21 protein-coding genes and 1 tRNA gene are annotated in these 23,758 nt (G+C 68.8%); 13 read left to right on the top strand and 9 right to left on the bottom strand.

The window, feature by feature from the left end; translation table 11 throughout:
- The first annotated feature begins 51 nt into the window (after positions 1–51).
- Genes BLW81_RS17830 through BLW81_RS17820 form a run of 3 tightly spaced genes read left to right on the top strand, consistent with a single transcriptional unit; the run spans position 52 to position 2,046 of the window.
- Positions 52–732 carry an HAD-IA family hydrolase gene (locus BLW81_RS17830; RefSeq protein ID WP_083408318.1) on the top strand — a complete coding sequence of 227 codons (681 nt, stop codon included), beginning with the start codon at positions 52–54 and terminating at the stop codon, positions 730–732.
- Positions 725–1,219, top strand: coding sequence for a low molecular weight protein-tyrosine-phosphatase (locus tag BLW81_RS17825; RefSeq protein ID WP_083408317.1), 495 nt, complete (start codon positions 725–727; stop codon positions 1,217–1,219). Before BLW81_RS17830 ends, BLW81_RS17825 begins: the two co-directional genes overlap by 8 nt.
- Positions 1,219–2,046 (top strand): SURF1 family cytochrome oxidase biogenesis protein, encoded by an 828-nt coding sequence (locus BLW81_RS17820; protein ID WP_083408316.1) that lies wholly within the window; start codon positions 1,219–1,221, stop codon positions 2,044–2,046. Before BLW81_RS17825 ends, BLW81_RS17820 begins: the two co-directional genes overlap by 1 nt.
- Here BLW81_RS17820 and BLW81_RS17815 read toward each other — a convergent pair.
- From BLW81_RS17815 to BLW81_RS17805, 3 genes are all read right to left on the bottom strand, one after another.
- Entirely contained in the window at positions 2,000–2,974 is a 975-nt protein-coding gene (locus tag BLW81_RS17815) for a cobalamin biosynthesis protein (protein WP_083408315.1), read from the bottom strand. The two genes, BLW81_RS17820 and BLW81_RS17815, sit on opposite strands and share 47 nt — an antisense overlap.
- Before the next feature lie 108 nt (positions 2,975–3,082).
- On the bottom strand, positions 3,083–4,651 hold the full coding sequence (locus tag BLW81_RS17810) for a cellulase family glycosylhydrolase (protein ID WP_235632028.1): 1,569 nt from the start codon (positions 4,649–4,651) through the stop codon (positions 3,083–3,085).
- 441 nt (positions 4,652–5,092) lie between these two features.
- On the bottom strand, positions 5,093–5,470 hold the full coding sequence (locus tag BLW81_RS17805) for an ArsR/SmtB family transcription factor (RefSeq protein ID WP_083408313.1): 378 nt from the start codon (positions 5,468–5,470) through the stop codon (positions 5,093–5,095).
- Between the two features lie 71 nt (positions 5,471–5,541).
- Between BLW81_RS17805 and BLW81_RS17800 the strand changes: the two genes are divergently transcribed.
- Positions 5,542–7,503, top strand: a complete 1,962-nt coding sequence (locus tag BLW81_RS17800; RefSeq protein WP_083410626.1) for a heavy metal translocating P-type ATPase — start codon at positions 5,542–5,544, stop codon at positions 7,501–7,503.
- A gap of 16 nt (positions 7,504–7,519) precedes the next feature.
- Here BLW81_RS17800 and BLW81_RS17795 read toward each other — a convergent pair.
- The 4 genes from BLW81_RS17795 to BLW81_RS17780 all read right to left on the bottom strand — a co-directional run bounded on the left by BLW81_RS17795 (position 7,520) and on the right by BLW81_RS17780 (position 9,210).
- Positions 7,520–7,594 (bottom strand) — tRNA-Val (locus BLW81_RS17795).
- A gap of 45 nt (positions 7,595–7,639) precedes the next feature.
- Positions 7,640–8,104 carry a peroxiredoxin gene (locus BLW81_RS17790; RefSeq protein ID WP_083408312.1) on the bottom strand — a complete coding sequence of 155 codons (465 nt, stop codon included), beginning with the start codon at positions 8,102–8,104 and terminating at the stop codon, positions 7,640–7,642.
- Positions 8,101–8,529, bottom strand: a complete 429-nt coding sequence (locus tag BLW81_RS17785) for a DUF3052 domain-containing protein (RefSeq protein ID WP_083408311.1) — start codon at positions 8,527–8,529, stop codon at positions 8,101–8,103. Before BLW81_RS17785 ends, BLW81_RS17790 begins: the two co-directional genes overlap by 4 nt.
- Before the next feature lie 105 nt (positions 8,530–8,634).
- Positions 8,635–9,210 carry an Rv2240c family protein gene (locus BLW81_RS17780; RefSeq protein ID WP_407662270.1) on the bottom strand — a complete coding sequence of 192 codons (576 nt, stop codon included), beginning with the start codon at positions 9,208–9,210 and terminating at the stop codon, positions 8,635–8,637.
- Positions 9,211–9,388: 178 nt separating this feature from the next.
- Between BLW81_RS17780 and aceE the strand changes: the two genes are divergently transcribed.
- From aceE to BLW81_RS17745, 7 genes are all read left to right on the top strand, one after another.
- On the top strand, positions 9,389–12,178 hold the full coding sequence (gene aceE / locus BLW81_RS17775; RefSeq protein WP_083408310.1) for a pyruvate dehydrogenase (acetyl-transferring), homodimeric type: 2,790 nt from the start codon (positions 9,389–9,391) through the stop codon (positions 12,176–12,178).
- A gap of 155 nt (positions 12,179–12,333) precedes the next feature.
- The gene (locus BLW81_RS17770) at positions 12,334–13,611 is read left to right on the top strand and encodes a PucR family transcriptional regulator (RefSeq protein ID WP_083408309.1); all 1,278 of its coding nucleotides are present in this window, start codon (positions 12,334–12,336) and stop codon (positions 13,609–13,611) included.
- A 152-nt stretch (positions 13,612–13,763) separates the two neighbouring features.
- On the top strand, positions 13,764–14,672 hold the full coding sequence (locus BLW81_RS17765) for an ACP S-malonyltransferase (RefSeq protein WP_173839732.1): 909 nt from the start codon (positions 13,764–13,766) through the stop codon (positions 14,670–14,672).
- A gap of 62 nt (positions 14,673–14,734) precedes the next feature.
- Positions 14,735–15,037, top strand: coding sequence for a meromycolate extension acyl carrier protein AcpM (acpM, locus tag BLW81_RS17760; RefSeq protein WP_068148804.1), 303 nt, complete (start codon positions 14,735–14,737; stop codon positions 15,035–15,037).
- Positions 15,034–16,284, top strand: coding sequence for a 3-oxoacyl-ACP synthase KasA (gene kasA, locus BLW81_RS17755; RefSeq protein WP_083408307.1), 1,251 nt, complete (start codon positions 15,034–15,036; stop codon positions 16,282–16,284). Before acpM ends, kasA begins: the two co-directional genes overlap by 4 nt.
- Positions 16,285–16,304: 20 nt before the next feature.
- Positions 16,305–17,558 carry a 3-oxoacyl-ACP synthase KasB gene (gene kasB, locus BLW81_RS17750; protein WP_083408306.1) on the top strand — a complete coding sequence of 418 codons (1,254 nt, stop codon included), beginning with the start codon at positions 16,305–16,307 and terminating at the stop codon, positions 17,556–17,558.
- A gap of 33 nt (positions 17,559–17,591) precedes the next feature.
- Positions 17,592–19,016: an acyl-CoA carboxylase subunit beta gene (locus BLW81_RS17745; RefSeq protein ID WP_083408305.1), complete on the top strand. Its 1,425-nt coding sequence runs from the start codon at positions 17,592–17,594 to the stop codon at positions 19,014–19,016.
- 81 nt (positions 19,017–19,097) lie between these two features.
- Here the strand turns inward: BLW81_RS17745 and BLW81_RS17740 are convergent, their stop codons facing one another.
- Positions 19,098–20,633, bottom strand: a complete 1,536-nt coding sequence (locus BLW81_RS17740) for a glycerol-3-phosphate dehydrogenase/oxidase (RefSeq protein ID WP_173839639.1) — start codon at positions 20,631–20,633, stop codon at positions 19,098–19,100.
- The gene (locus BLW81_RS17735) at positions 20,630–21,211 is read right to left on the bottom strand and encodes a TetR/AcrR family transcriptional regulator (protein ID WP_083410624.1); all 582 of its coding nucleotides are present in this window, start codon (positions 21,209–21,211) and stop codon (positions 20,630–20,632) included. Before BLW81_RS17735 ends, BLW81_RS17740 begins: the two co-directional genes overlap by 4 nt.
- 59 nt (positions 21,212–21,270) lie before the next feature.
- On the opposite strand from BLW81_RS17735, the gene BLW81_RS17730 reads away from it, so the two are divergent.
- Both BLW81_RS17730 and BLW81_RS17725 read left to right on the top strand, forming a co-directional pair.
- Positions 21,271–22,851 carry an FAD-binding oxidoreductase gene (locus BLW81_RS17730; protein WP_083410622.1) on the top strand — a complete coding sequence of 527 codons (1,581 nt, stop codon included), beginning with the start codon at positions 21,271–21,273 and terminating at the stop codon, positions 22,849–22,851.
- A 20-nt stretch (positions 22,852–22,871) separates the two neighbouring features.
- Positions 22,872–23,753 (top strand): diacylglycerol kinase, encoded by an 882-nt coding sequence (locus BLW81_RS17725; RefSeq protein ID WP_173839731.1) that lies wholly within the window; start codon positions 22,872–22,874, stop codon positions 23,751–23,753.
- Positions 23,754–23,758 lie beyond the last annotated feature (5 nt).

Genomic DNA, 23,758 nt, shown 5'->3' with positions numbered 1-23,758 from the left:
CGACAGTAGTGCGCCCCGTCGGCGGGTTCAGTGATCGGGGAGAATGGAGCCGTGACCGACACGCTGGACCCGACCACGACCGCGACCCGACCGCAGCTGGTGATCTTCGATCTGGACGGCACCCTGACCGATTCCGCGCAGGGCATCGTCGCCAGCTTTCGGCACGCGCTCGGCTCGGTCGGCGCCGCGGTCCCGGACGGGGACCTGGCCACCATGATCATCGGGCCGCCGATGCACCACACCCTCGGCGGGCTCGGGCTCGGTGAGCGGACCGACGCCGCGATCGCCGCCTACCGGGAGGACTACCGCACCCGCGGCTGGGCGATGAACCGGGTGTTCGACGGGATCCCCGCGCTGCTGGCCGACCTGCGGGCGGCCGGTGTCCGGCTCGCGGTGGCCACCTCGAAGGCCGAGCCCACCGCGCAGCGGATCCTCGAGCACTTCGGCCTGCACGACTGCTTCGAGGTGATCGCCGGCGCCAGCGTCGACGGTGCCCGCGCCGCGAAGGCCGACGTGGTCGCCCACGCGCTGGCTCAGATCGACGACCTGCCCGAACGCGTGCTGATGGTCGGTGACCGCTCCCACGACGTCGAGGGCGCCGCCGCGCACGGTATCGACACCGTGGTGGTCGGATGGGGTTACGGGCGGGCAGATTTCGAGGGTCCGGACGCCGCCCCGGCCGTCGCGCACGTCGCGACCGTCACCGATCTGCGTGAGGTGCTGGGTGTCTGAACTGCTGCACGTGACGTTCGTCTGCTCGGGCAACATCTGCCGCTCCCCGATGGCCGAGAAGATGTTCGCCCACCAGATCAGCGAGCGCGGCCTCGGGCACGCGGTGCGGGTGAGCAGCGCGGGCACCGGCGGCTGGCACAAGGGTGAGCCCGCCGACCGACGGGCCAGTCACGTGCTGCGCGAACACGGCTACCCGACGGCTCACCGCGCCGCCCAGGTCGACGACGATCATCTGGCCGCCGACCTGGTGATCGCGCTGGGCCGCAACCACGTTCGGATGCTCAAGGACCTGGGTGTGCCCGACGAGCGGCTCCGGATGCTGCGGTCGTTCGATCCGCGCTCGGGTGCTCACGCGCTCGATGTCGAGGACCCGTACTACGGCGATCACGCCGACTTCGAGGATGTGTTCACGGTGATCGAGGCGTCGTTACCCGGCCTGCACGCATGGGTCGACGAGCAACTCGCCGCCAGGGGAATCGCGAGCTGATGCGGCGCTGGGCGTTCTTGTTCCGGCCGTCGTGGCTGGCGCTGATGGTGGTCGTACTGGCGTTCGCGTATCTGTGCTTCACCGTGCTGGCGCCGTGGCAGCTGGGCAAGAACACCAAGACGTCGCGGGAGAACGCGCAGATCTCGAACTCGCTGTCCGCCGACCCGGTGCCGGTGACATCGGTTCTGCCCGAACAGGACTCGGCGGCGCCCGACGAGCAGTGGCATCGCGTGACCGCGACCGGCCGCTACCTGCCCGAAGGTCAGGTGCTGGCTCGGCTGCGCACGGTCGAGGGCGAGCCGGCCTTCGAGGTGCTCGTGCCGTTCGCCGTCGACGACGGACCGACGGTGCTCGTCGACCGCGGCTACGTGCGGCCGGTGCAGGGCTCCGGGGTGCCCGAGATCGCGCCGGTGCCCGACGGGACCGTGACGATCGAGGCCCGGCTGCGTGACTCGGAGCTGCTGGCCCAGGGCCGCGAACCGTTCGAGGCCGACGGTGTGCGGCAGGTGTACTCGATCAACATCGAGCAGATCGCCGCGCTCACCGGCGTCCCGCTCGCCGGCTCCTACCTGCAGCTCACCGAGGACCAGCCCGGCGGGCTCGGCGTCATCCCGCTGCCGCATCTGGACGCGGGCCCGTTCCTGTCGTACGGGATCCAGTGGATCGCGTTCGGCATCATCGCCCCGATCGGTCTGGGCTATTTCGCGTTCGCCGAACTGCGGCAACGCCGGCGGGAGAAGGCCGCCAAGGAGGCCGCGGAGGCCACCCCCGACGCGCCGCTCACGACCGAGGAAAAGCTCGCCGACCGCTACGGCCGGCGACGCTGAGCCCGACCGCCACGACGGCGGCGGCCGCCTGCACGGCCCGCGACAGCCGCACCGCCCGGCGCAGATCGCCGACATCCGGCGGCTGACCGTCGCCGAGCGCCGGCCGAATCTCGAGTTCGTGCGCGTACTGGGTGGGCCCGCCGAGCCGCACACCCAGCGCACCGGCGAACGCGGCCTCGGCGACGCCGGCGTTGGGGCTGGGGTGACGGGCAGCGTCGCGCCGCCACGCGCGCAGTGCGGCGACGGGTGAGCCACCCACCACCGGCGCGCAGCCTGCCACCAGGACGCCGGTCAGCCGCGCAGCCAGATAGTTGGCGATGTCATCGAAACGCGCTGCGGCCCAGCCGAACCGTAGATACTTTGGCGATTTGTGGCCGATCATCGCGTCGAGGGTGTTGGCGCCGCGGTACAGCAGCACCGCGGGTGTGCCGCCGAGCGCCGCCCACAGCAGCGGCGCGACGGTGGCGTCGGAGGTGTTCTCGGCGACCGATTCCAGCGCGGCCCGGGTGAGCCCGGATACATCGAGCACGGACGGATCACGACCGCACAGCGACGGCAACAGCGCTCGCGCGGCGTCGACATCGCCGCGGTCCAGGCGCCGCGCCATCTCATGGCCGGTGCGCGCCAGCGATGTCCCGCCGAGCGCGACGAACACCGACGCCCCCGTCGTCAAGGCGACGGCGGCGAAACCGCTTCGGGCGGCGGCGCATTCAGCGGTCACGCCGGCCGCGGCCAGCGCCCCGAGCAGGACACCGACGTGCGCCGCCCCGGCAGCGCGGGTGTCGACGTAGCTGCGCCGCTCCAAAGCTGCTGCCGCGCTGCCGAACAGCGCGACCGGGTGCCCGCGGCGCGGATCGCCGAGCAACACGTCCGCCACGTAACCGGCCGCAATTCCGGCCGTGTGCGCACGGAAGATGGACGCGGACACCCCGCGAGCGTCTCACAGCGTCGTCGGCGCGGTGACACGAGGTCCTCGCGAGCAGACGCAAAAACCCCCAAAATCTCGCGGTTCTGGGGGTTTCTGCGTCTGCTCGTGCTAGGCCGCAGCGTCCGATGAATCGCTGCTGTCCGAGCTGTCGGTCGAGCTGGTGCTGCTGGTGTCGCTGCTCGACCCGGTGTCGCTCGAACCGGTGTCGCTGTCGGTCGAGCTCGTGCTGCTGGTCGAATCGGTGCTGTCGGTCGCGTCCGTGGCATCGGCCTCCGTGGCATCGGCCTCAGTAGCGTCGGCCTCAGTAGCGTCGGCCTCAGTAGCGTCGGCCTCGGTAGCGTCGGCCTCCGTCACGTCCGCCTCTGTCGCGTCCGCATCGGTGGCGTCGGCGTCGGTGGGCTCGACGGCCGTCGGAGTCACCGCCGACCGACCCACAGGCGCCGTCTCGACCTCGACATCGGTTGCCTCCGTGGCCTCTTCGGTCGCGGTGGCCAGATCGGCGAGCGCCGCTTCCTCGGTCTCCGGCGTGAGCGCCTCGGTCTCGGTCGTCGGCGCAACCGTCGTCGTCAACGAGCTCGGCGGCACCTCGGTCGCTTGCATCGCTGCCAGCGTCAACGGTTCACCGGTCGCTCCCTCGAGTTCCTCGGCGAACGCGGTGAGCGTCACCGGATCCGGCACGGTCTGCGGGTGCGTGGCCGTCCACTGCTGGATGACGTAAGCCGCCGGCTTCCAGGACCAGTCGTCCCGCAGCACGCCCAGAGTTTCCTCGACGCCGGTGCTCTCGGTGTCGCGGTCGCGCGTGGTGTAGATGAACGACGGACCCGTGTAGTCGTACTGGCTCCAGGTGTTCAGGTAGTCCTGGATGAACGCCGCCTGGGTCCCCTCGTCGACCACCGACGTCGGCTCGCCGTACTCGCTGGTCCAGATGAGCTTGTCGCCGTCACCGTTGGTGACCATCAACTCGCGCATCGTCTCCAGCTGCGTGATCGGCGCGATCTCGCCATAGGGCCGACCCTGCGAGAACGGCAGCGTGTAGTGATACGGATGGTAGGACAGCGCGTCGAAATAGCCGGCCGCCCCGTTGGCGTACATCTCCTCGACGTAGTTGGCGGGGCTGTACGCCAGCCCGGGCACGTCGTTGACCCAACCCACTACGCCGCCAACGACTGTCGCGTCCGGATCGGCGGCCTTGATCGCCGGGTACGCGGCCTGCAACAGCTCGGTGTAGGCGGCCGGATCCGGTGAGGGCGCCCAGTAGTAATACGCGTTGGGCTCGTTCCAGACCTCGTAGGCCGAGACCTTGCCGGCGTAGCGCTCGGCGGCGAGCGACACGAACTCGGCGTACTGTTCGTTGTCCGCAGGCGGGCTGACGACGGCAGGCAGTCCCGGCTCGGTCGCCCATGCCGGCGTCGAGTTCAGCACCCCGAGAATCCCCATACCGCGACTGTCGGCCGCCTCGACGAGATAGTCGACGGTGTCCCAGTAGTAGTAGTCATCGGCGAGTTCCACACCCGCCCAAGGGATCAGGATGCGGACGTTGTTGACACCCATCGCCTGCATCTCGTCGAGCGTGCGGTTGATCTCTTCGGGCGTCATGCCGTAGAGATCGGAGTCGGCGAAGCCGACCGTAGTGTTCGACGTGTTGATCGCCGCCGCGTTGACGAACGGCAACGTCACCACGTCTTTTGATGACGATTGCGAGAAGATCGTGCCTGCCCCTGCTGCCACTACCGCAGAGGCAGTGAGAACCAAGCCAATCTTGATCACGGGCCGCTTCAACCGACGACCATCCCTTTGCTGCATCAGTATCCTCATTCCGTGTTCCACCCTTACCGGTCCCCGCACCGGCCTCATCGATACGCTTGGATTCATTCCCAGCAATTGCGCGCTTTAATCCGTTTCGTCACAGATTCCTACGCTTCTACCTGCATATTCAGTGATCTTGGTCAGCTGAGAATGGCATTTTCAACAAGATCGGTGCGATTCCAGCAAACTGCTGTAATCGTTACTTGAAGTAACTACCTATGCGGCCTTATGTGGCGCTTTTCGTTAGCTGGATACCTTCACAACGGCGCGGTACGGCGTAAAGCAAAACGGTCGCGAGAAGTGAACAACCGTTCAGGAGTGCGCCGATTCAGGCAGCGTCAGGCGGTGGTGGTATCGCCGGCGCCGGAGGTGCTCGATGTGGTAGACCGCCTCATCGAGGAGTTGTGCGACGTGGTTGTCGTAGAGGCGGTAGATGATGTTGCGGCCCTGGCGGTCACCCGCGACCAGACCGAGTGCCCGAAGCAGCCGTAGCTGATTCGACACAGCGGGCTGTTCCATCCCTACCGCCGCGGACAATTCACCCACCGAACATTGCGACTGCCGAAGCCGGGTCAGGATCATCAGGCGGTTCGGCGAGGCCAGGGCTTGCAGCGTCTCGGCGACCTTGGCCGCCGACGTGGGATCGAGGGTCGCCGGCGGCGTGACTCTGCCATCGACGCCGTGCCCCATGCCCTCATTGAAGCACGACCGGTGGATGTAGGTGACACATGTAAATCTGTACATGTTTCAATGTGAACGTGATGCCGCTGACCGAATCCGATGCCTCGGCGACCGCCCGTTCCGCTCTCCCCCGCCCGACAGCACCGTTTTCGGGGCTGTGGTCCGTGCCGTCAGTGCGGTGGGCGGTGACCGCTATGGTCCTGTTCGTCGCGGGATTGGCCGCACAGTTTCTCGATGCACCCGCGTGGGTCTCCTCTGCGCTGTACCTGGCCTGCTACGCGACAGGCGGGTGGGAGCCGGCATGGCAAGGACTCCAGGTGCTCCGGTCGCGCTCACTAGACGTCGACCTGCTGATGGTGGTCGCGGCTGTCGGCGCCGCCGCCATCGGTCAGATTCTGGACGGAGCGCTGTTGATCGTGATCTTCGCGGCGTCCGGCGCGTTGGAGGACGCGGCGACCAAGCGCACCGAGGACTCCGTCAAAGGACTTCTCGACCTGGCGCCCGACCAGGCGACGCGCGTCGACGACGACGGCACCGAACGCGCCGTGGACGCGCAGGAGCTGCGGGTCGGTGATGTCGTGATCGTGCGTCCCGCAGAACGGGTTTCGGCCGACGGAGTCGTGATCGGCGGCGCATCAGACGTCGACCAATCCTCGGTCACGGGAGAACCGTTGCCCGTCGGCAAATCGCTCCACGACGACGTCTTCGCGGGCACGCTGAACGGCGCGGGGATGCTGCGCGTGCGGGTGACGAAGGATCCGTCGCAGACCGTCGTCGCCCGCATCGTCGCACTCGTCGCCGAGGCGTCGGCCACCAAGGCCAAGACCCAGTTGTTCATCGAGAAGGTCGAGCAGCGGTACTCCGTGGGCGTCGTCGCCGCGACCCTCGCGCTGTTCGCCATTCCGATGGCGTTCGGTGCCGACCTGCAGTCTGCGCTGCTGCGGGCGATGACCTTCATGATCGTCGCGTCGCCGTGCGCGGTCGTGCTCGCCACCATGCCGCCGCTGCTGTCGGCCATCGCCAACGCCGGCCGCCACGGCGTCCTCATCAAATCCGCCGTTGCGATGGAACACCTCGCCGACACCACGGTGGTCGCGATCGACAAGACAGGCACGCTGACCACCGGAACGCCGCGACTCACCGCCGTCGTGTCCCTCGACGAGCGTCTCGATGACGATGACATCGTCCAAATCGCTGCTGCCGCTGAACGATTCAGCGAGCATCCGCTCGGCCGAGCCGTTCTCGCCGCGGCCGAGACGCGCGGTCCGGCGATACCGCAGTCCGACAACTTCCGGGCGGTGCCGGGCCGCGGCGTACGCGCCGACGTCGACGGTCAGGTCGTCGAAGTCCTCAGCCCCCGCGCATTCGCTGCCGAGGAGCACCCGGAAGTGGCCGCGCTGCAGTCCCGCGGCCTGACCGCCGTCGTCGTGGTGACCGACGGACGCCCCGTGGGTGCCCTCGGCCTGGAGGACACGGTCCGCGACCACTCAGGCAGCGCGGTGCAGGCCATCGCCGCACTGACCTCGGCCGCGCCGATCCTGTTGACCGGGGACAACCGTCGCGCCGCGGCCCGGCTGGCTGCACAGGTGGGCATCGACGACGTCCGGGCCGATCTGCTGCCCGACGCGAAGGCCGCCGCGGTGCGCGAGCTGGAGGCGGACGGTCACCGTGTGCTGTTCGTCGGCGACGGCATCAACGACGCCCCGGCCATGGCGGCCGCGCATGCCTCCATCGCCATGGGACGCGGCGGCGCGGACCTCACGCTCGAGACCGCCGACGCCGTCACCGTGCGTGATGACCTCACCACCATTCCGGCCGTGATCGCATTGGCTCAGCGCGCCCGCCGCGTGGTCATCGCCAACCTCGCGATCGCCGCGACGTTCATCGCGGCGCTCGTCGCGTGGGATCTGTTCGGACATCTGCCGCTGCCGCTGGGCGTGGCGGGCCACGAGGGCTCGACGATCATCGTCGCCGTGAACGGCCTGCGACTGCTGAGCGGACGCACGTGGCGCAAGGCGAGCGCACCGGCGCACGGCCGCTGATCGTCATGAGCCACGATGGTGGGCGCGGACGGTATCGAACCGCCGACCGCTGGTGTGTAAAACCAGAGCTCTACCACTGAGCTACGCGCCCCTAGCAGGGCAAGCTACACCGCGATGACCTGCGACAGGAAATCGTCTAGCCGGACTGCAGCGCCTTGAGCGCGTCGGTCCACAGCGCCTGATCACGGGCTTCGCCGGGCTGCTTCATCTCGGCGAACCGGACGATGCCGGACCGGTCCACGACGAACGTGCCGCGGTTGGCGATCCCGGCGTCCTCGTTGAACACGCCGTAGGCCTGCGCGACGGCGCCGTGCGGCCAGAAATCCGACAGCACCGGGAAGGTGAACCCGCTCTCGGTGGCCCACACCTTGTGCGTCGGCGGCGGCCCCACCGAGATCGCCAGCGTCGCGGTGTCGTCGTTCTCGTACTCCGGGAGCTTGTCGCGGATCTCGTCGAGTTCGCCTTGGCAGATGCCGGTGAACGCCAGCGGGAAGAACACCAGCAACACGTTCTTCGCACCCCGGAAGTCACTGAGCGTGACGGGCTGACCGTTCTGATCCTTGAGCGTGAAATCCGGTGCTTCGGTACCGGTTTCGATCACGAGCGCCTCCCCGCGGCCTTCGACTTCGGTTGCACCAGCCGGCTGGCGATCCAGTCCCCCAGGTTGGCCGACGAGGTCTGCATCAGGCCCGCCGTCGGCGCCGACTCGGCGATCTCGGCGGGCTGGACGTGACCCGGTTTGCCCGTCTTGGGCGTCACCACCCAGATCACGCCGTCGTCGGCCAGCGGAGTGATGGCGTCCATGAGCGCGTCGACCAGATCCCCGTCGTCGTCGCGCCACCAGAGCAACACGACATCGATGACCTCGTCGGCGTCCTCGTCGAGCAGTTCGCCCCCGCACGCCTCCTCGATGTCGGCTCGGATGTCGTCGTCGACGTCCTCGTCCCAGCCCAGTTCCTGCACAACCTGATCTTTTTGGATGCCCAGTCTGCGGGCGTAGCTCGGGGCGTCGTCCGCCGCGACCACGGTAGGTCCTCCTTCAGCCGGCTCGGGCGCTGCTGCGCTCGGCGTTGTCGTGTGCCTATCGTCGCATGCCGGATGGCAGCGCACGTGCGTGGCGGGCAAGGTTGGTCAATATAAGGCGTCGCAGAGGTTCAGCGCGGAGGTCTTGGTGTCGTTGAGCCGGCTGATCGCGGCGTTGAATTCCTCGGGTCCGTAATTGCCCTCGATCGCGGTGGCGACACTCCTGGCCGCGTCGACCCACGCGTTGAGCGAGTCCCGCAGCTCCGGTGCCAGCGGGTCCGACACGCTGCGGGCGACGGCGTCGGCGCTGTGGTTGAGCGCGTCGATCGCGGGCCGCGCCTTGGCGCCGACGTCGCCGGCGCTCTGGTTGAACGCGTCGACGTAGGCGTTGACCGCGGTGATCGCGTCGACGCTGCTGGAGCTGAGCGTCTCGCACGAGTCGTGGATGGCCTCTTTGGTGATCGACGCCTGCCGCTCGGACTCGCGTGCGCTGGAACTGGCCGCCGACTCCTCGAGCGACGCCGACACCGACGCCCGGTACACCGGCGCCTCCGCCCTGTCCGCCGAGCCCGCGCCCTCGGTCACGGTGCTGCAGCCGACGATGACCATCGCCGCGGTGGCCACGCCACCGACCGCCAGTGCGCCGATTCGCAGCCGCTCACGCACCAGCGCACCGATCACCACGGTCTGCAGACGTTACCGGTTCGGGTTCGGCGAAGGCGGATCATTCCAGTCGGCCCCCCTGACGAAGCGGGTAGTGCAGGATTGGAGAAGGATGAGATCCGTCGCCCGCTCGGGAAGCGCAGAAAACATCTGGGCCGACCGCGCGGGCACCCGATAACCGCATACCAAGGAGCGGAAGTTGACCACCGAGTTCGCGCGCCAGGACCTGGCCCAAAACTCCACCACCGCAGCCGAACACGATCGCGTGCGGGTGATCCGCGAAGGCGTCGCGTCGTATCTGCCCGACATCGATCCCGAAGAGACCGGTGAGTGGCTGGAATCGTTCGACGCCCTGCTCGAGCAGTCCGGACCCGCGAGGGCGCGGTACCTGCTGCTGCGCCTGCTCGAGCGCTCTGGCGAACAGCGGGTAGCCATCCCGGCGCTGACGTCGACCGACTACGTCAACACCATCCCCACCGAACTGGAACCCTGGTTCCCCGGCGACGAGGACACCGAACGCCGCTACCGCACCTGGATCCGGTGGAACGCCGCGATCATGGTGCACCGCGCGCAGCGGCCGGGAGTCGGTGTGGGCGGCCATATTTCGACGTATGCGTCGTCGGCGGCGCTCTACGAGGTCGGCTTCAACCACTTCTTCCGCGGCAAGAGTCACCCCGGCGGCGGCGACCAGGTGTTCATCCAGGGCCACGCGTCGCCGGGCATCTACGCGCGCGCGTACCTGGAGGGCCGGCTAACTGCCGACCAGTTGGACGGGTTCCGGCAGGAGCACAGCCACCCCGGTGGCGGACTGCCGTCGTACCCGCATCCGCGGCTGATGCCGGACTTCTGGGAGTTCCCGACGGTCTCGATGGGCCTGGGCCCGATGAACGCGATCTACCAGGCCCGGTTCAACCACTACCTGCACGACCGCGGCATCAAGGACACCTCCGACCAGCATGTGTGGGCGTTCCTCGGTGACGGCGAGATGGACGAGCCGGAGAGCCGCGGCCTGGCGCATGTCGCGGCGCTGGAGGGGCTGGACAACCTGACGTTCGTCGTCAACTGCAACCTGCAGCGGCTCGACGGCCCGGTGCGCGGCAACGGCAAGATCATCCAGGAGCTGGAGTCGTTCTTCCGCGGCGCCGGCTGGAACGTCATCAAGGTGGTCTGGGGCCGCGAGTGGGACGCCCTGCTGCACGCCGACCGCGACGGCGCGCTGGTCAACCTGATGAACAGCACGCCCGACGGCGACTACCAGACCTACAAGGCCAACGACGGCGCGTACGTGCGCGACCACTTCTTCGGCCGCGACCCGCGCACCAAGGCGCTGGTCGACAAGATGTCGGACTCGGAGATCTGGAACCTCAAACGCGGCGGCCACGACTACCGCAAGGTGTATGCCGCCTACCGGGCGGCCACCGAGCACAAGGGTCAGCCCACGGTGATCCTGGCCAAGACCATCAAGGGGTACTCGCTGGGCGCCCACTTCCAGGGCCGCAACGCCACCCATCAGATGAAAAAGCTTGCGATCGAAGACCTCAAGTACTTCCGCGACGCGCAGCGCATCCCGATCAGCGACGCCCAACTCGAAGAGAACCCGTATCTGCCGCCGTACTACCACCCCGGCCCGGAGGCGCCCGAGATCCGCTACATGCTCGACCGCAGGCGCGCGCTCGGCGGCTTCCTGCCCGAGCGTCGCACCAAGTCCAAGGCGCTCACCCTGCCGGGCCGCGACACCTACAAGGCGCTGAAGAAGGGTTCGGGCAAGCAGGAGGTGGCCACCACGATGGCCACCGTGCGTACGTTCAAGGAACTGTTGCGCGATAAGGAGATCGGTTGGCGCATCGTGCCGATCATCCCCGACGAGGCCCGCACCTTTGGCATGGACTCGTGGTTCCCGAACCTCAAGATCTACAACCGCAACGGTCAGCTCTACACCTCCGTCGACGCCGAACTGATGTTGGCGTACAAGGAGTCTGAGATGGGGCAGATCCTGCACGAGGGCATCAACGAGGCCGGGTCGTCGGCCAGCTTCATCGCCGCGGGCACGTCGTACGCCACGCACAACGAGCCGATGATCCCGCTCTACATCTTCTATTCGATGTTCGGGTTCCAGCGCACCGGCGACAACCTGTGGGCCGCCGCCGACCAGATGGCCCGCGGGTTCGTGCTCGGCGCCACCGCGGGGCGGACCACGTTGGTCGGTGAGGGGTTGCAGCACGCCGACGGGCACTCGCTGCTGCTGGCCGCGACCAACCCGGCCGTCGTCGCCTACGACCCGGCGTTCGCCTACGAGATCGCCTACATCGTCGAAAGCGGCCTGGAGCGGATGTATGGCGAGGACCCGGAGAACGTCTACTTCTACATGACGATCTACAACGAGCCCTACGCCCAGCCCCCGGAGCCCGAGGGCCTCGACGTCGAGGGGCTGCTGCGCGGCATCTACCGCTACCGCCCCGCGCCGGAGAAACGCTCGAACGTCGCCCAGATCCTGGTGTCGGGGGTGGCGATGCCGTCGGCGCTCAAGGCCGCCGAGCTGCTGGCCGACGAGTGGGACGTGGCCGCCGACGTGTGGTCGGTGACCAGTTGGGGCGAGCTCAACCGCGACGGCGTGGAGATCGAGAAGAAGCGGCTGCGGTATCCGGACCGGCAGGCGGGCACGCCGTACATCACCCAGGTGCTCGCCGACGCCGCCGGCCCGGTGATCGCGGTGTCGGACTGGATGCGCGGTGTCCCGGAGCAGATCCGCGCCTGGGTGCCAGGCACCTACATCACGCTGGGCACCGACGGGTTCGGGTTCTCCGACACCCGGCCCGCCGCGCGCCGCTACTACAACACCGACGCCGAGTCGATCGTCGTCGCGGTGCTGGAGGGGCTGGCCCGCGACGGCAACATCGACCAGTCGGCCGCGGTGGAGGCGGCGAAGAAGTACGAGATCGACGATGTGATGGCGGCGCCGGAGCAGACGTCGGACCCCGGAGTGGCGTAGCCACGACATCCAGCCCGGAGTGGCGTAGCGGGGCGTCGACTCTGCGGTGAGGGCGCGAAAACTCGGTATTTCAGTGCCCTCACCGCAGGATCAACATGAGGGGAAGACACCCCGCTTGGAGGTTTCCTCCAAGAGAGCCGGCGTAGCCTTTATAGGTGCCCAACAACAGGTATGTGCCGCCGAAGTCGACGGTCGAGGTGCTCGAGAACGTGCCCGAGTCCGTGCTCAACCGGTTGCACCAGTACTCCGGCCGGCTGGCCACCGAGGCCGTCCGGGCGTTGGAAGAGCGGCTGCCGTTCTTCGCCGGGCTGGAGGCGTCGCAACGGTCCAGCGTGCAGCTGGTCGTACAGACCGCGGTCGTCAACTTCGTCGAGTGGATGCGCGACCCGCAGAACAACCTGAGCTACACGGCGCAGGCGTTCGAGGTGGTGCCGCAGGATCTGCGTCGCCGCATCGCGCTGCGCCAGTCGGTGGAGATGGTGCGCACGACGATGGAGTACTTCGAGGAGGTCGTGCCGCTGCTGGCGCGTTCCGAGGAACAGCTGACCGCCCTGACCGCGGGCATCCTGCGCTACAGCCGCGACCTGGCGTTCGCCGCGGCGTCGGCCTACGCCGACCAGGCCGAGGCGCGCGGGGCCTGGGACACCCGGATGGAGGCCAACGTCGTCGACGCCGTGGTGCGCGGGGACACCGGCCCGGACCTGCAGTCGCAGGCCGCCGCGCTGAACTGGGACGCCACCGCACCGGCCACCGTGATCGTCGGGCTGCCACAGCCGGACCGCATCGACCTGGCAGCCGACGACGTCCACGACGTGGTCAAGCGCAACGGCCGGGCCGCGCTGGTCGACGTGCACGGCACCTGGCTGGTGGCGATCGTCTCCGGCGCGCTCTCCCCGACCGACCGGTTCCTCACCGAGCTGCTGGCGGTGTTCGCCGACGGCCCCGTCGTGGTGGGACCCACCGCGCCGACGCTGGGCACAGCGCACCGCAGCGCGACCGAGGCCATCGCCGGGATGAACGCCGTCGCCGGGTGGACGGGAGCGCCGCGTCCGGTCGCCGCGCGCGAACTGCTGCCCGAGCGCGCCCTCTTGGGCGATGCGACGGCGATCGCGGCACTTGAAACGGAGGTGATGCGCCCGCTCGCCGACGCCGGACCCGCGCTGACCGACACTCTGGACGCGTTTCTGGACTCCGGCGGAGCCATCGAAGCGTGCGCCCGCAAATTGTTCGTTCATCCAAATACCGTCCGGTACCGACTCAAGCGGATCGCCGACTTCACCGGGCGTGATCCGATGCTGCCGCGCGACGCCTACGTGCTGCGCGTCGCCTCGACCGTCGGCCGCCTCGGCCGCCAGCCGTACCAGACCAGTCCAGCAAACACGCCCGCCACGCTGCCCCGGGTGACGCGTCCCACACCCCTGGTTCTCGAGTAGCAGACGGCCCTATATAGCGGGCGGATATCGGTAATGTCGCATCACAGGGTGATTTGTAAGGTCTCTACAAAAACATAAGACGAGGTTCATAATCTCTTACACCGCGCAAAACCGTCTTCACAGTGTTTTCTTAATTCGTGCCCCAAAACGATGTGCTTGCGCTTCTGGCGCCCGGACAGGGCTCGCAGACTCCCGGCATGCTCGCCGCCTGGCTCGAGCTGCCCGGTGCCGCTGACCGGATCGCCGCGTGGTCGGAGATCGCCGGCCTCGACCTGGCGACCCTCGGCACCACCGCGACCGCCGAGGAGATCACCGACACCGCGGTGACCCAGCCCCTCGTCGTGGCCGCCACGCTGCTGGCTCATGAGGAGCTGACCCGCCGTGGCCTGATCGCGGGCAAGCAGACCGTCGTCGCCGGCCATTCGGTCGGTGAGATCGCCGCCTACGCGATCGCCGGTGTCATCTCCGCCGACGACGCGGTCAAGCTCGCCGCCACCCGCGGCGCGGAGATGGCCAAGGCCTGCGCGGTCGAGCCCACCGGGATGGCCGCGGTGCTCGGCGGCGACGAAGCCGACGTGCTGGCACGCCTCGAGGCGCTGGACCTGATCCCCGCCAACCGCAACGCGGTCGGGCAGATCGTCGCGGCCGGCGCCGTCGCCGCGCTCGACAAGCTGGTCGAGGACCCGCCGGAGAAGGCACGGGTGCGCAAGCTGGCCACCGCGGGCGCCTTCCACACCCACTTCATGGCCCCGGCCAGCGCGGGTTACGCCGCCGCCGCCGAGGGTGTAACGACCTCCGAACCGACCACGACACTCCTGTCGAACGCGGACGGCCGGCCGGTCGCGTCGGCTGCCGACGCCATGAGCAAGCTCGTCGCGCAGATGACCAAGCCGGTGCGCTGGGATCTGTGCACCGAGACCATGCGTCAGCTCAATGTCACCGCGATCGTCGAGTTCCCGCCCGCCGGGACGCTCGCGGGCATCGCGAAGAGAGAACTTCGGGGAACGCCGACGCACGCCGTCAAGTCCCCCGCTGATCTGGATGGGCTGTCACAGCTCTAACCAGTACAACCACATAAAGATCGTCAATTCCCAAGTAACAACACCAATTAGAAGGAGCCACTGTGGCCGCCAGTCAGGATGAAATCATCGCCGGTCTCGCCGAGATCATCGAAGAGGTCACCGGTATCGAGCCGTCCGAGGTCACCCCGGAGAAGAGCTTCGTCGACGACCTGGACATCGACTCGCTGTCGATGGTCGAGATCGCCGTGCAGACCGAGGACAAGTACGGCGTGAAGATCCCCGACGAGGACCTCGCCGGTCTGCGCACCGTCGGTGACGTCGTCGCCTACATCCAGAAGCTCGAGGAAGAGAACCCCGAAGCCGCCGCGGCCATCCGCGCGCAGATTGAAGCCGACCGGGCATGAGTCGACCTTCCACTGCTAACGGCGGTTTCCCCAACGTCGTCGTGACCGCCGTCACGGCGACCACGTCGATCGCGGCGGACATCGAGAGCACGTGGAAGGGGCTGCTGGCCGGCGAAAGCGGGATCCGCATCCTCGAAGACGAGTTCGTCACGAAGTGGGACCTGCCGGTCCGCATCGGCGGCCATCTGGTCGACGGAATCGACGACCACATGACGCGACTGGACATGCGACGCATGTCGTATGTCCAGCGCATGGCCAAGTACCTCAGTGGCCAGCTCTGGGAGACCGCGGGTACCCCCGAGGTCGACCCGGACCGCTTCTCGGTGGTCGTCGGCACCGGTCTGGGTGGCGGCGAGAAGATCGTCGAAACCTACGACGCGATGAACGAGGGTGGGCCCCGCAAGGTCTCGCCGCTCGCGGTGCAGATGATCATGCCGAACGGTGCGGCCGCGGTGGTCGGTCTGCAGCTGGGCGCCCGCGCCGGGGTCATCACCCCGGTGTCGGCGTGCTCGTCGGGCTCGGAGGCCATCGCCCACGGCTGGCGTCAGATCGTCATGGGTGACGCCGACATCGCCGTTGTCGGCGGCGTCGAGGGCGGAATCGAAGCGCTGCCGATCGCGGCGTTCTCGATGATGCGCGCGATGTCGACCAACAACGAGGATCCCGCAGGCGCGTCGCGGCCGTTCGACAAGAACCGCGACGGGTTCGTCTTCGGCGAGGCCGGTGCGCTCATGGTCATCGAGACCGAGGAGCACGCCAAGGCCCGCGGCGCCAAGCCGCTGGCCCGCCTCATGGGTGCCGGCATCACCTCGGACGCCTTCCACATGGTGGCTCCGGCCTCCGACGGCGCCCGCGCCGGGCAGGCGATGAAGCGTGCCATGGAGACCGCGGGTCTGGATCCCAAGGACATCTCGCACGTCAACGCGCACGCCACTGCGACGTCGATCGGTGACGTCGCCGAGGCCAACGCGATCCGCGTGGCAGGTGTCGAGCACGCCGCCGTGTATGCGCCGAAGTCGGCGCTCGGCCACTCCATCGGAGCGGTCGGTGCGCTGGAGTCGGTGTTGACGGTGCTGTCGCTGCGCGACGGCGTCATCCCGCCGACGCTGAACTACGAGACGCCGGACCCCGAGATCGATCTCGATGTGGTTGCGGGCGAGCCTCGTTACGGCGACTACCAGTACGCCATCAACAACTCGTTCGGCTTCGGTGGACACAATGTCGCCCTGGCCTTCGGGCGCTACTGAGCGAGAGGGTTTTCAGCAGCATGGGAGGGTTGGCAACCGGCAACGGTTTCCCCAACGTCGTCGTCACCGGCATTGCGATGACGACTGCCCTGGCCACCAGCGCTGACGACACCTGGAAGAAGTTGCTGGACGGCCAGAGCGGAATCCGCAGGCTCGAGGACCCGTTCGTCGAGGAGTATGACCTGCCGGTGCGAATCGGCGGTCATCTCCTCGAGGACTTCGACCAGGAGTTGACGCGGGTGGAATTGCGGCGGCTCTCGTACCTGCAGAAGATGTCGACGGTCCTGGGCCGGCGGGTGTGGGAGAACGCAGGCACCCCCGAGGTGGACCCGAAACGGCTGATGGTGTCGATCGGCACCGGCATGGGCTCCACCGAGGAGCTCGTGTTCAGCTATGACGGCATGCGCGCCAAGGGATTACGCGCTGTGTCTCCCCTGGCCGTGCAGATGTACATGCCCAACGCCGCGGCCGCCGCGGTGGGCCTGGAACGTCAGGCCCGCGCCGGGGTGGTCACCCCGGTGTCGGCGTGCGCGTCGGGTTCGGAGGGCATCGCGCACGCGTGGCGCAACATCGTGCTCGGCGAGGCCGACGTCGCGATCTGCGGTGGCGTGGAGACCAAGATCGAGGCGGTGCCGATCGCCGGCTTCGCCCAGATGCGAATCGTGTTGTCCACCACCAACGACGACCCCGCCGGCGCGTGCCGTCCGTTCGACAAGGACCGCAACGGCTTCGTCTTCGGTGAAGGGGGCGCGCTCATGGTCATCGAGACCGAGGAGCACGCGAAAGCCCGGGGCGCCAACATCCTCGCCCGTGTGATGGGGGCGAGCATCACGTCGGACGGCTACCACATCGTCGCCCCCGACCCCAACGGTGAGCAGGCCGGTCACGCCATGACCCGCGCCATCCAGCTCGCCGGGCTGCAACCCACCGACATCGACCACGTCAACGCGCACGCCACCGGCACCAGCGTCGGCGACGTCGCCGAGGGCAAGGCGATCAACAACGCGATGGGCGGCCACAAGCCTGCCGTCTACGCACCCAAGGCCGCGCTCGGCCACTCGGTCGGAGCCGTCGGCGCGGTGGAGTCCATCCTCACCGTGCTGGCCCTGCGCGACGGCATCATCCCGCCGACGCTGAACCTGCGTAACCTGGATCCGGAGATCGATCTGGACGTGGTCGCCGGTGAGCCGCGGTCGGGCAACTATCAATACGCGATCAACAACTCGTTCGGATTCGGTGGGCACAACGTTGCGCTCGCCTTCGGCAAGTACTGACATTCCGCTGTCCGGGCGCAACAGGAGGTTTACATGACGACGATGGCCCCCGAAACGGTCGGCGAATCGCTCGATCCGCGCGATCCGCTGCTGCGCCTGAGCACGTTCTTCGACGACGGCAGCGTCGAGCTGCTGCACGAGCGGGACCGCTCCGGCGTGCTGGCCGCGGCCGGCACCGTCAACGGGGTGCGCACCATCGCGTTCTGCACGGACGGCACCGTCATGGGTGGCGCCATGGGCGTCGAGGGCTGCGCGCACATCGTCAACGCCTACGACCAGGCCATCGAGGAGCAGAGCCCGATCGTGGGCATCTGGCACTCCGGCGGTGCCCGGCTCGCCGAAGGCGTCAAAGCCCTGCACGCGGTCGGCCTGGTGTTCGAGGCGATGATCCGCGCGTCGGGCTACATCCCGCAGATCTCGGTCGTCGTCGGGTTCGCCGCGGGCGGCGCCGCCTACGGGCCGGCGCTGACCGACGTGATCGTGATGGCCCCGGAGAGCCGCGTGTTCGTCACCGGCCCCGACGTCGTGCGCAGCGTCACCGGCGAGGACGTCGACATGGCCTCGCTCGGCGGCCCGGACACCCACCACAAGAAGTCCGGCGTCTGCCACATCGTCGCCGACGACGAACTCGACGCCTACGAGCGCGGCCGCCGGCTGGTCGGATTGTTCTGCCAGCAGGGCCATTTCGACCGCGCCAAGGCCGAGGCCGGCGACTCCGACCTGCATGCGCTGCTGCCCGAGTCGGCACGCCGCGCCTACGACGTGCACCCGCTCGTCGAAGCACTGCTCGATGAGGGCGTGCCGTTCGAGGAGTTCCAGGCCAAGTGGGCGCCGTCGATCGTCATCGGCCTGGGCCGGCTGTCCGGCCGCACCGTCGGCGTCATCGCCAACAACCCGCTGCGCCTGGGCGGCTGCCTGAACTCCGAAAGCGCGGAGAAGGCAGCGCGTTTCGTGCGCCTGTGCGACGCGTTCGGCATTCCGATCGTCAACGTCGTCGACGTGCCCGGCTACCTGCCCGGTGTGGATCAGGAGTGGGGCGGCGTGGTCCGCCGCGGCGCCAAGCTGCTGCACGCGTTCGGCGAGTGCTCGGTCCCCCGCGTCACGCTGGTGACCCGCAAGATCTACGGCGGCGCCTACATCGCGATGAACTCCCGCTCGCTCGGCGCGACGAAGGTCTACGCCTGGCCGGACGCCGAGGTCGCCGTGATGGGCGCCAAGGCCGCGGTCGGCATCCTGCACAAGAAGAAGTTGGCCGCCGTCGAGGACCCCGCCGAGCGCGAGGCTCTGCACGAGCAGCTGGCCGTCGAGCACGAGAAGATCGCCGGCGGTGTCGATTCGGCGATCGAGATCGGGGTCGTCGACGAGAAGATCGACCCGTCGCACACGCGCTCCAAGCTGACCCAGGCGCTGGCGGAGGCCCCGGCGCGCCGCGGCCGGCACAAGAACATCCCGCTGTAACCCGTTCGGCGCCGAAGCCGACGTTTTGGCGGGTTTGCGCGAGCGAAATCGACCATCACGTCGGTCTCGGTGGAAGAAGCGCTAGCCGACGGCTGGGAGCAATTCCTCGGCGGCCGCCAGCACCCGCTCGCGGTCGGCCTCGACGAGACCGATGCGGGTGCGACGGTCGACGATGTCGTCGACGGTCAACGCCCCCTCGTGGGTGACGGCGTACTCGAATTCCGCACGGATCACGTCGATGCCGTCGGCGACCGGCTCGGTGGGCCGTGCGCAGCCGGCGGCGGCGATGACGTTCGGCGCCTCAGCGCCGTAGCGGGCGACCAGCGATCCCGGCATCTCGGTCGGGTGGCGCAGCGTCGCAACAGGATTCGACGGCGCGCCGACCAGCGGCAGGTTGCGGGTCCGGCACTCGCCCGCGGTCAGGCCGCGCAAGGCGACCGCCCGATTCAGCACGTCCTCGGCCATGTAGCGGTACTCGGTGAGCTTGCCGCCGATCACGCTGATGACCCCCGACGGCGACACGGTGACCGCGTGGTCGCGCGACACGTCGGCGGTGCGACCGGCGCCCGCGTCGACCAGTGGCCGCAGGCCCGAGTACGCGCCGACCACGTCGGCCGGGGTCAACGCCGTGTCCAGCGCGGTGTTCACCGTGTCCAACAGGAACTTCACCTCGTCCTGCGTCGGCTCGGGCACATCGGGAATCGGGCCCGGCGCGTCCTCGTCGGTCAGGCCGAGATAGACGCGGCCGAGTTGCTCGGGCATCGCGAACACGAACCGGTTCAGCTCGCCGGGGATCGGAACGGTCAGCGCCGCAACGGGATTGCCGAACGTCGCCGCGTCGAACACCAGATGCGTGCCTCGGCTGGGCCGCAGCTTGATCGACGGGTCCACCTCCCCCGCCCACACACCCGAGGCGTTGATCACCGCGCCGGCGGTGATGTCACACGACTCGCCGGTCAGCTGGTCGGTGAGCGTGACCGTGGTGCCGGTGGCGTTCGACGCCGCGACGCGGGTCAGGATCCGTGCGCCGTGCTGGGCTGCCGTCCGCGCCACCGCGGTGACCAGCCGGGCGTCGTCGATCAGCTGTCCGTCGTAGGCCAGGAACGCGCCGTCGAGCCCGTCGCGGCGCACCGTGGGCGACAGCTCGATCGCCCGCGCGGCGTCGACCCGTCGGGACCGCGGCAACGTCGCAGCCGGTGTGCCCGCCAGCCTGCGCAGGCCGTCGCCGGCGGCGAAGCCGAATCGCACCAGCGCCCGCGAGGCGGGCTTCATCGACGGCAGCAGCGGCACCAGTTGCGGCATCGCCGTGACGAGATGAGGGGCGTTGCGGGTCATCAGGATTCCGCGTTCGACGGCACTGCGCCGGGCGATCCCGACGTTGCCGGTCGCCAGATAGCGCAGCCCGCCGTGCACCAGCTTCGAACTCCACCGGCTGGTGCCGAACGCCAGGTCGTGCTTTTCGATCAGCGCGACGCTCAACCCGCGCGTGGCGGCGTCCAGCGCGATGCCGGCCCCGGTGATGCCGCCGCCGATCACGACGACGTCGACGCGCTCGCCGTTGCACAGCGCCTCGAGTTCGGCAGCGCGGCGCGCCGCGTTCAACGCAGTGGAGCTCACGGGGCGAGGTATCCGTTCAGGGAGCGGGCGAGTTCGGCGTTGAGCGTGTCGCGGTCCAGCAGCTTCTCGACCATCTGCGCGGACTGGATGGTCGACTGCGTGATCAGCAGACACATCGCCGCCAACTGCTGCGGATCCCCTTGTCGCACACTGCCGTCCGCCTGCGCGGCGCTGATCGCCTGGGCAAGCGCATCGACCAGGATCATCTGGCTGGTGCCGAGGCGTTCGGCGATGTAGACCATGGCGAAGTCGGGGGCGTCGTGCAGCACCGACATGACGACATCGTCGTTGCGGAGATGCTCGGCCACCGCGACGACGCGCTGCACCAACGCCTCCCGGTCGCGTCCGCCACCACCCGGAATCGCGTCGAGCACACCGGCGATGCGGGAGGTCATCAGCGCGCCCAGCACACCGTTGGTGTCCGACCACCGGCGGTAGATGGTCGGACGGCTCATCCGGGCGCGCCGGGCGATCTCCGTCATCGTCACCCGTTTGACGCCGACGGCAAGCACGCAGGCCGCTGCGGCCGCGAGGACACGCTCCTCGACCGACGACTCATCGTTACGGATTGACGACATGTGTAATACTGTAACGCATGACGCGCCCCGACGCTCGCGATGCCGCCCTGCTGCCCCCGATGAAGTGGAACGCCTGGGGCGACCCGCACGAGGCGAAACCGCTGTCCGACGGCATCCGGGCGCTGCTGGAGCAGGCGCTCGGCGTGACCGAGTCCACGGTCCCGGAGTTGACGGCCGACGAGGTGAAGTTGCGGCCGTCCGCACTGGCCGACGCCGACCGCGACGCGCTGGCGCGGATCGTGGGAACCGACTACTGCCACGTCGACGATCGCGGCAGGCTGCTGCGCGCCGGCGGCAAGTCGACGCTGGACCTGTTGCGCCGCAAGGATTCTGGTGTGCAGGACGCGCCGGACGCGGTGCTGCTGCCGGCCGACGAAGACGAGATCGCCGAGATCCTGCAGTACGGCAGCGAGCACCGCATCGCGGTTGTGCCGTTCGGCGGCGGCACCAGCGTCGTCGGCGGGCTCGATCCGCTGCGCGGCGACTTCAGCGCCGTGATCTCGCTCGATCTGCGCCGCCTCGACGCGCTGCACTCGCTCGACGAGGTGTCCGGGGAGGCCGAACTCGGTGCCGGCCTGACCGGCCCGGACGCCGAGCATCTGCTGGGCGAACGCGGCTTCTCGCTGGGCCATTTCCCGCAGAGTTTCCAGTTCGCGACGATCGGCGGGTTCGCCGCGACCCGGTCGTCGGGCCAGGACAGCGCCGGCTACGGACGGTTCAACGACATGGTCCGCGGGCTGCGGGCGGTGACGCCTGCCGGGGCGCTCGACCTCGGCCGTGCGCCCGAGTCGGCGGCCGGCCCCGATCTGCGCCAGCTGCTGATCGGCTCGGAGGGCGTGCTGGGCGTCATCACCCGCGTGCGGGTGCGCGTGCATCCGGTGCCGACGGCGACTCGCTACGAGGCATGGTCGTTCCCGGACTTCGCGACGGGCGCCGACGCGCTGCGCGCGGTCGTGCAGACCGGGACGGGCCCGACGGTGATCCGGTTGTCCGACGAAGCCGAGACCGGCGTGAACCTGGCGACCACCGAGAGCATCGGCGAACAACAGATCACCGGCGGCTGTCTGGCGATCACGGTGTTCGAAGGCACCGAGGCGCACGTCGCCAGCCGGCACGCCGAGACGCGGGCCGTGCTCGAAGCCGCAGGCGGCACATCGCTCGGCGAGGATCCGGCGCGGGCGTGGGAGCACGGCCGGTTCGGTGCGCCGTATCTGCGCGACTCGCTGCTGGCGGCCGGTGCGCTGTGCGAGACGCTGGAGACCGCGACCAACTGGTCGAACGTGCCCTTGCTCAAGGCCGCGGTGACCGAGGCGCTGACCAGCGCGCTGGCCGAAACCGGCACGCCCGCCCTGGTGCTGTGCCACATTTCGCACGTGTATCCGACCGGGGCGTCGCTGTACTTCACCGTGGTGGCCGGCCAGCGCGGCAACCCGATCGAGCAGTGGCGCAAGGCCAAGACCGCCGCGTCGGACGCGATGATGCGCACCGGCGCGACGATCACCCACCACCACGCCGTCGGCGCCGATCACCGGCCGTGGATGCGCGACGAGATCGGCGACCTCGGTGTCGCGGTCCTGCGCGCGGTCAAGGAGACGCTCGATCCGGCGGGAATTCTCAACCCGGGCAAGCTGATCCCGTGACCGCGCAGGGCCGCATCACGATGCTGACCAACCCCGCGTCGGGGCACGGCAGCGCACCGCATGCGGCCGAACGCGCTGTCGCGCAGTTCCATCGGCGCGGCGTCGACGTCGTCGCGATCGCCGGAACCGATGCCGAGCACGCCCGTCGACTCGTCGAGGGTGCGCTGGAGCGTGGCATGGACGCGCTCGTCGTCGTCGGCGGTGACGGCATCATTTCCCTTGCGCTGCAGGTGCTTGCACAGACCGGCATCCCGCTGGGCATCATCCCCGCAGGCACCGGTAACGACCACGCGCGCGAGTTCGCGATCCCGACCCGCGATCCCGAGGCCGCCGCCGACGTCGTGGTCGACGGCGTGGAGCGGACGATCGACCTGGGCCGCATCCGCGGCGCCGACGGCTCCGACAAGTGGTTCGGCACGGTGATGGCGGCGGGCTTCGACTCGCTGGTGACCGACCGGACCAATCGCATGCGCTGGCCGCACGGCCGGATGCGCTACAACCTCGCGATGGTGGCCGAGCTGTCGAAGTTGCGGCTGTTGCCGTTTCGGCTGTCGTTCGACGGCGAGGAGGTGGCGACGGAGCTGACGCTCGCGGCGTTCGGCAACACCCGCAGTTACGGCGGCGGCATGCTGATCTGTCCGGACGCCGACCCGAGCGACGGGCAACTCGACGTCACGATGGTGGCGTCGGCGTCACGCACGAAACTGATCCGGTTGTTTCCCACGGTGTTCAAGGGCACGCACACCGACCTCGACGAGGTGCGCACTGCCCGCGCCAAGACCATCACCGTCGACTCCCCCGGGATCAACGCCTACGCCGACGGCGAGTACATGTGCCCGCTGCCCGTCGAGGTGTCGGCCGTGCCGGGCGCGCTGAAGATCCTGACCCCGGCTGCTCCCTAGAGAAG

Origin of the sequence: Mycolicibacterium rutilum (assembly GCF_900108565.1) — a bacterium.
Classification (GTDB): Bacteria; Actinomycetota; Actinomycetes; order Mycobacteriales; family Mycobacteriaceae; genus Mycobacterium; species Mycobacterium rutilum.
This window is presented reverse-complemented; position numbering and strand designations above follow the sequence as displayed.

Coding starts and splice junctions, on each gene's coding strand:
- kasA (WP_083408307.1), top strand. CDS start 15,034: ATGAGTCGACCTTCCACTGCTAACGGCGGTTTCCCCAACGTCGTCGTG.
- BLW81_RS17805 (WP_083408313.1), bottom strand. CDS start 5,470: ATGGGGCACGGCGTCGATGGCAGAGTCACGCCGCCGGCGACCCTCGAT.
- BLW81_RS17725 (WP_173839731.1), top strand. CDS start 22,872: ATGCTGACCAACCCCGCGTCGGGGCACGGCAGCGCACCGCATGCGGCC.
- BLW81_RS17735 (WP_083410624.1), bottom strand. CDS start 21,211: ATGTCGTCAATCCGTAACGATGAGTCGTCGGTCGAGGAGCGTGTCCTC.
- BLW81_RS17820 (WP_083408316.1), top strand. CDS start 1,219: ATGCGGCGCTGGGCGTTCTTGTTCCGGCCGTCGTGGCTGGCGCTGATG.
- kasB (WP_083408306.1), top strand. CDS start 16,305: ATGGGAGGGTTGGCAACCGGCAACGGTTTCCCCAACGTCGTCGTCACC.
- BLW81_RS17745 (WP_083408305.1), top strand. CDS start 17,592: ATGACGACGATGGCCCCCGAAACGGTCGGCGAATCGCTCGATCCGCGC.
- BLW81_RS17730 (WP_083410622.1), top strand. CDS start 21,271: ATGAAGTGGAACGCCTGGGGCGACCCGCACGAGGCGAAACCGCTGTCC.
- BLW81_RS17800 (WP_083410626.1), top strand. CDS start 5,542: ATGCCGCTGACCGAATCCGATGCCTCGGCGACCGCCCGTTCCGCTCTC.